Genomic DNA, 5,760 nt, shown 5'->3' on the forward strand with positions numbered 1-5,760 from the left:
ACAAGGCGTTCAGGTAAGGTGCGTTAGGCAAAAAACGCCACTTCGCGCACAGCCAGATCCACCGCAAAGGCGCGCCCCACCGCCACCAGCCCCAACCGGCGCAGCGCGCATGCATCAAACTGTGCGTCTGTGCGGTGGGGGGTAAGAGCGGCAAAGGGAAGCCGCAGGGTGGTCCATTGCGCGGGGGCGGTAAAGTCGCTGCGAAAGCTTTGCCAAGGTCTGTCCAGATCGGTGGTGCGCAGCCGTAGATCATAGGTTTCGCCATTGCCACACAGGATCAGTTCAATCCCGGACCACGCGCTGGCATCCACGGGTCCGCCACCCGCGTTGAAATCAAACGCCATCTGCAAAAAGCCGCCGTTGTTTTCCAAAGAAACGCGGCCCGTCAGGCGCGTGGCGGCGTGGCCGCGCACTTGTTCTTTGGTCATTTGGCCTTGCGATTCTCCGCCCATCACACCGTCAGTGACATATTCCCATTCTGGATCAATTGCTTGGGTCATCAGAACTCTCCGGCTGGTGGGAAGGGCGTCGGCGTGTCGCCTTCGGCCCATGGGGGATATTTTGTCATGATACGCGCAAATTTGTCCGAGGCCAGAAACGCCGCGAGCCACGCCTGCACCTGCGGGATCGGTTGTGCGTCGAACCACGGCTTGTCGATAAAGGCGAACTGGCGCACGAATGGCGCAATGGCCAGATCGGCGATGCTGGGGCGGTCAAAGATATGCGTGCCGATTCGGGCATCAAGGTCATGCAGGAAGGCGATAGCATTGTTGCGGTGCTGGACCGGGTCGCTGTCGGGATAGCGCGTGGCATATTTCGTCCGGTCCAGCGCATGCTTGAACGGCCCGTCACATTGCGCGATCAGGTCCCAGCCAGGGGCAGGGATATTCATCAGGCCATCGGGGTCGGAAATCGTCAGCGCCCAGATCATGATGTCTAGGCTTTCGTCAATTGTGGTGTCGGGCATTGCGTCATGTAGCACCAGACAGGGCACCGTACCGCTGGCCGAGGCCGCAAGAAACGCCGCCGGTTTATCGCGCAGTACGATTTCGCGCAGATGAACCGGGGTTTGTGCAGCCTGTACCGCCAACCGCGCCCGCATCGCATAGGGGCAGCGGCGAAAGGAATACAGCACCGGCGTCATTGCAGGATCGTCAGCCACATCCATGCCGTCAGGACAGAGGCCACCGTGGCAATCAAAACCGAACTTGCCGCGACACGCCGCGCACGCCCGTACATGTTCGCAAATATATAGGCGTTGAACCCCGGTGCCATGGCCGCAGTCAGCACGCCCGAGCGGAACAGATCCTGCGGCAAGTCAAGTCTGGTGCCCATCATCCAGACGATCGCTGGATGGACAAGCAGGGCGATAAGACAGACCATCGCGATTGCTTTCAAATCGCCTTCGGGTTTGTACTGGATCAACACGCCGCCAAGGGCGAACAGCGCGGCGGGCAGGGCAGCGCGCACGATCAGCGACAGCCCGTCATCAATCACGCTGGGGATCGCAAAACCGCTGAAGTTCACCATGAACCCCCCGATGATCCCGATCACCAGCGGGTTGTGGAACATCGCATTGCCAACATTGCGAACAAGGCTGAGGCCGGATTGACCACGGTTGCGCACGAACTCCATCACCGTGATGCCCAGCCCGTAGCAAAACGGCGAGTGCATGGCGATGATCGCGAAATTGCCGGTCAGGGCATCTGAGCCATAGGCGCGTTCGGTGATCGGCAGGCCCAAAAGGACCGAGTTCGAGAAGAGGCAGCAAAAGCCGATGGCCACGCAATCCTCCCAATCGCGGTTGAACAGGAACCGCGCACCAAGAATCCCAAGGGCAAAACAGATCGCCGCCCCTGTGTAGAAGCTGATCAGCAGGGCAGGGTCGAAAGATGCCGACAGGTCAATTTTTGCGATGGATTGGAATAGCAGGCAAGGGATGGCGAAGCCTTGCGAAAACCGCATCACGCCGTCGATGCCAGCCACAGGAAACACCCCGCGCCAGACCGCAACATAGCCAAAACCGATGACAAGAAAGACAGGGAGGATGACGTCTAGGAGGGTTTGCACGGGGTATCAGGCCTTGGCGTGTTTGGCGCGGGTCGTAGCGGGGGTTTCACACCCCCACACCCCCGTGGAGTTTATTTGGCAAAATGAAGGTCAGGCGGGGAAAGTCAGGGTCAGACCGTCATAGGCGGGTTGGATATGGTCTGGCAGTTCTTCTACCAGTGTCTGGTAGTCCAGATCGTTATGCATATTGGTCAGTACGGCAGTTTCCGGGGCCATGTTTGCGATCCAGTCCAGGGTCTGGGCAAGGTGGCTGTGGGTCGGGTGCGGGTCGCGGCGCAGGGCGTCTACGATCCAGCAGGTAAGGTTTTCCAGATGCGGCCAGACCGCGTCGGGAATTGTGGCCACATCCGGCAGATAGGCCACGTCGTTCATGCGAAAGCCAAGCGCGTCCATGCCCCCGTGATTGACCAGAAACGGCGTGAAGGTCAGCGGACCGCCGGGCCCATCGATTGTCACGTCGCCCTCAATCGGGTTCAGATCAAGGATGGGCGGATAGGAGGAGCCTTCGGGTTGTACAAAGACATAGCTGAAGCGGTCCAGCAGGGCCGCGCTGGTCGGTGCGTCAGCCCAGACGGGCAGACGTTTGCGCATGTTGATGACGATCATGCGCAGGTCATCGATACCGTGAACGTGGTCCGCGTGGGAATGTGTGTAAATCACCGCATCAATGCGCGACACGCCGGCACCCAGCAATTGGCTGCGCATGTCGGGCGAGGTGTCGATCAGCACCGATGTGGTGCCTTGGTCGGTTATGCGTTCCACTAGGATCGAACACCGCCGCCGCGCATTTTTCGGATTTGACGGATCGCAGGCCCCCCAGTGGCCGCCAAGGCGCGGCACGCCCCCCGAGGATCCACAGCCCAAGATCGTGATTTTCATTTCGGCCATCAGGCGGCCTCTTGGAAGGCTGCGACCTTGGTAAAGAGGCGGTCAAAATTCGCTTGGGTGCGGGCGGCAAAGTCAGCGTAATCAAGGCCAAAGGTTTCGGCCCCGCGGCGCGCCGTATGGGCGGTGAATGCCGGTTCGTTGCGTTTGCCACGGTGGGGCGGTGGGGCAAGATAGGGGCTGTCGGTTTCCACCAAAATGCGATCCAGCGGGGCGTTGGCAAAGATATCGCGCAAGTCCTGACTTTTGGGGAATGCCGTGATGCCGGACATCGACAGATAAAACCCAAGATCAAGCGCGGCGCGGCCCAAGGCGGCTGTGCTGGAAAAGCAGTGCATCACGCAAGGATAGGCCCCGTTGGCATGTTCCTCTGTCAGGATGCGGGCCATGTCATCATCGGCATCGCGCGCATGGATGATCAGCGGCAATCCTGTGTCGCGGGCAACGGCGATGTGCGTGCGCAGCGATGTTTGCTGAATGTCGGCCGATTCAGCGGTGTAGTGGTAATCAAGGCCGGTTTCGCCGATCCCCACCATTTTGGGGTGTTTGGTCAGCGCCAAAAGATCGTCATAGCTGGCCATCGGTTCGGCAGCGACGCTCATCGGGTGGGTGCCGGCGGCGTAAAAAACGGGCGCATAGGTTTCGGCAATGGCGCGTACGGCAGGTTCGCTTTTCAGCTTGGTGCAGATGGTGACCATACGGGTGACGCCAGCGGCTGTGGCGCGGGCGATCACGTCGGGCAATTCATCCTGAAAGTCAGGGAAATCAAGGTGACAGTGGCTGTCTGTGATGGGGTAAATGTCGCTCATGCGTGTCCCGTTTTCTGAAGTTATGGGCTACCGTGGGGCGTTTTCAGCCATCTTGAACAAGGTATCTAGGACGAGCGCGGCAGGGTCAAGGTTCACCGCCATGCCGTGACGGGCGCGGGCACCGATCTCTTGGGCGACCTCGGCCCAGATGCGGCCCTGTGCCGGGGTCGGGGACAGCCGCGTCAGGATGGCATGTTCGTTGGGGGCCGCTTGGGTTTGCGGCGGTTGCCCGATGGCACCTGTACGTGCAAGGCGCAGCATCAGCAGATCGGTCAGGGTGAACAACAGCGCCAGCTTTTCTTCGGCACCGCGTGTTGCTGCGGCTTCGGCCAGCGCAAGGGCGCGGGATCTGTCAAGCTGGGGCAGGGTGCCCAGAATGCCGACCAATTCGGCGTAAAGCTGCAACCCACCCATCAGCGACAGGCCAAGCGCGCCGCCGACAGACCCGCCAGAAAGCGCCGCCAAGGCAGCCGGATCGCCCTGAATGTCAACGCCAGATTGTGCCAACGCCTGTGCCATCTGATCGGGGTCCAGCGTGCCAAGCCGCAAGGTACGACAGCGCGACCTGATCGTCGGCAGCAGACCAGAGGGGCGGTGGCTGATCAACAGGATTATGGCGCGGGCGGGGGGCTCTTCGAGCATCTTGAGCAGGGCGTTGGCGGCATTGGGGTTCATCAGATCGGCATCATCCACAATGACCACGCGGCGGCCCCCGTCGGCGGCTGACATCTGGAAAAACCCGTTCAGTTTGCGGATGTCATCGACCACGATCTGCTTGCGCAAGCGTTTGGTTTTCTCGTCCACCGACCGGATGACGGCCTTGAGCGCGCCTTCGCCGCCAGCCGCAATGCGTCGGGCAACGGGGTGGTCTGGATCAACATCAAGGCTGGTGGGCGGTTCGGGCGCGAACATACCGCCGTCGTCAGGATCGGGTGTGGCCAGCAAGAACCGTGCCAAACGCCACGCCAGCGTCGCCTTGCCCACACCGCGCGGACCGGTCAGCAACCAGCCATGGTGCAGTTTGCCCGAATTGAAAGCGTCAAGAAACGCGGCCTCTGCCGGCATCTGGCCGATCAGGCGGGGGGTGTCGCGCGGGTGGCGCGCACCATCAATGCGGTCTGGCTGGGGGGCTTCATCGGTCATGGTTGTGGTTTAGCAGATTGCGAGCGCAGGAAAAGGCCTAGCGGGCGTCCAGACGTGCGCGGGTGCAGTCCAGAATATCCGCTGCTACCTGATCTATCTGCTGGGCACCGTTGATCACCACAAAGCGTTCGGCGAATTCGTCGGCCAACGCCAAAAAGCCTTTCCGCATGGCCACTTGCAGGCTTTCTCCGAAATCTTCAAAGCGTTCTTCGACGGTATTGCGCGACAGGGCACGCGACAACCCTTCGGAAGGGTCCATGTCGATCAGCACCGTGAGGTCAGGTTCGATCCCGATCATCAGGCTGTGCAACTGGTCAACTGCATCGCGCAGATCGCCACGGCTAAGGCCCTGATACATGCGGGTGGAATCGGCAAACCGGTCGCAAATCACCACTTTGCCAGCGTCCAACGCAGGTTGGATCGTACGTTCAAGGTGATCGCGGCGCGCGGCAGTGAACAGCAGTATTTCGGTTTGTGCCGACCAGCGGTCAGGGTCGCCTTGTAACACAAGCGCACGGATTTCTTCGGCACCCGGTGATCCCCCCGGTTCGCGCGTCAGGATGACGTCATATCCCTGCGCCTCAAGCGCGTCTTTCATGATTTTGGTCTGGGTGGATTTGCCGGAGCCATCGATGCCTTCAAAGCTGATGAAAAAGCCTTGGCCGCTCACGAAGCTGCCTCTGGCCCTGCGTTCAAGCGATCCAGCAAATGTAATGCAGCTGCTTGAAGTTTAATAAAGAAACCGCCCGGTGCGACGCTGTCAGATGCCACCAACGGCGCGCGAACCTCTGGCAAATCGCCACGGGTCAGCACCAATTCACCGATCATATCGCCCTTGAGGATCGGCGCGCGC

General features: G+C 60.5%; 7 protein-coding genes and 1 pseudogene. All 8 read right to left on the bottom strand.

The window, feature by feature from the left end:
• Window positions 1-23: 23 nt before the first annotated feature.
• A complete protein-coding gene (locus tag ABYT07_RS18325) occupies window positions 24-500 on the bottom strand; it encodes a CIA30 family protein (protein WP_372993460.1) in 477 nt (158 codons plus the stop codon).
• Window positions 500-1,144, bottom strand: coding sequence for a glutathione S-transferase (locus tag ABYT07_RS18330; protein ID WP_372993466.1), 645 nt, complete (start codon window positions 1,142-1,144; stop codon window positions 500-502). The genes ABYT07_RS18325 and ABYT07_RS18330 overlap by 1 nt, the downstream gene beginning before the upstream one ends.
• Entirely contained in the window at window positions 1,141-2,070 is a 930-nt protein-coding gene (locus tag ABYT07_RS18335; protein ID WP_372993461.1) for an AEC family transporter, read from the bottom strand. Before ABYT07_RS18335 ends, ABYT07_RS18330 begins: the two co-directional genes overlap by 4 nt.
• 90 nt (window positions 2,071-2,160) lie before the next feature.
• Window positions 2,161-2,958 carry an MBL fold metallo-hydrolase gene (locus ABYT07_RS18340; RefSeq protein ID WP_372993462.1) on the bottom strand — a complete coding sequence of 266 codons (798 nt, stop codon included), beginning with the start codon at window positions 2,956-2,958 and terminating at the stop codon, window positions 2,161-2,163.
• Window positions 2,958-3,764 (bottom strand): TatD family hydrolase, encoded by an 807-nt coding sequence (locus ABYT07_RS18345; RefSeq protein ID WP_372993463.1) that lies wholly within the window; start codon window positions 3,762-3,764, stop codon window positions 2,958-2,960. The genes ABYT07_RS18340 and ABYT07_RS18345 overlap by 1 nt, the downstream gene beginning before the upstream one ends.
• A 27-nt stretch (window positions 3,765-3,791) precedes the next feature.
• Entirely contained in the window at window positions 3,792-4,907 is a 1,116-nt protein-coding gene (locus tag ABYT07_RS18350) for a DNA polymerase III subunit delta' (RefSeq protein ID WP_372993464.1), read from the bottom strand.
• 37 nt (window positions 4,908-4,944) lie between these two features.
• Window positions 4,945-5,577 carry a dTMP kinase gene (gene tmk, locus ABYT07_RS18355; protein WP_372993465.1) on the bottom strand — a complete coding sequence of 211 codons (633 nt, stop codon included), beginning with the start codon at window positions 5,575-5,577 and terminating at the stop codon, window positions 4,945-4,947.
• Window positions 5,574-5,760: pseudogene (locus ABYT07_RS18360) on the bottom strand (D-alanyl-D-alanine carboxypeptidase); the annotation flags it as partial. The gene tmk and the pseudogene ABYT07_RS18360, both read right to left, overlap by 4 nt.

The sequence above is a fragment of the Sulfitobacter sp. genome (assembly GCF_041552635.1).
In the GTDB taxonomy this organism is placed as follows: Bacteria; Pseudomonadota; Alphaproteobacteria; order Rhodobacterales; family Rhodobacteraceae; genus Sulfitobacter.

Excerpts from the sequence above, each read along its gene's own strand:
- ABYT07_RS18325 (WP_372993460.1), bottom strand. The coding sequence starts at position 500 with ATGACCCAAGCAATTGATCCAGAATGGGAATATGTCACTGACGGTGTG.
- ABYT07_RS18330 (WP_372993466.1), bottom strand. The coding sequence starts at position 1,144 with ATGACGCCGGTGCTGTATTCCTTTCGCCGCTGCCCCTATGCGATGCGG.
- ABYT07_RS18340 (WP_372993462.1), bottom strand. The coding sequence starts at position 2,958 with ATGGCCGAAATGAAAATCACGATCTTGGGCTGTGGATCCTCGGGGGGC.
- ABYT07_RS18345 (WP_372993463.1), bottom strand. The coding sequence starts at position 3,764 with ATGAGCGACATTTACCCCATCACAGACAGCCACTGTCACCTTGATTTC.
- ABYT07_RS18350 (WP_372993464.1), bottom strand. The coding sequence starts at position 4,907 with ATGACCGATGAAGCCCCCCAGCCAGACCGCATTGATGGTGCGCGCCAC.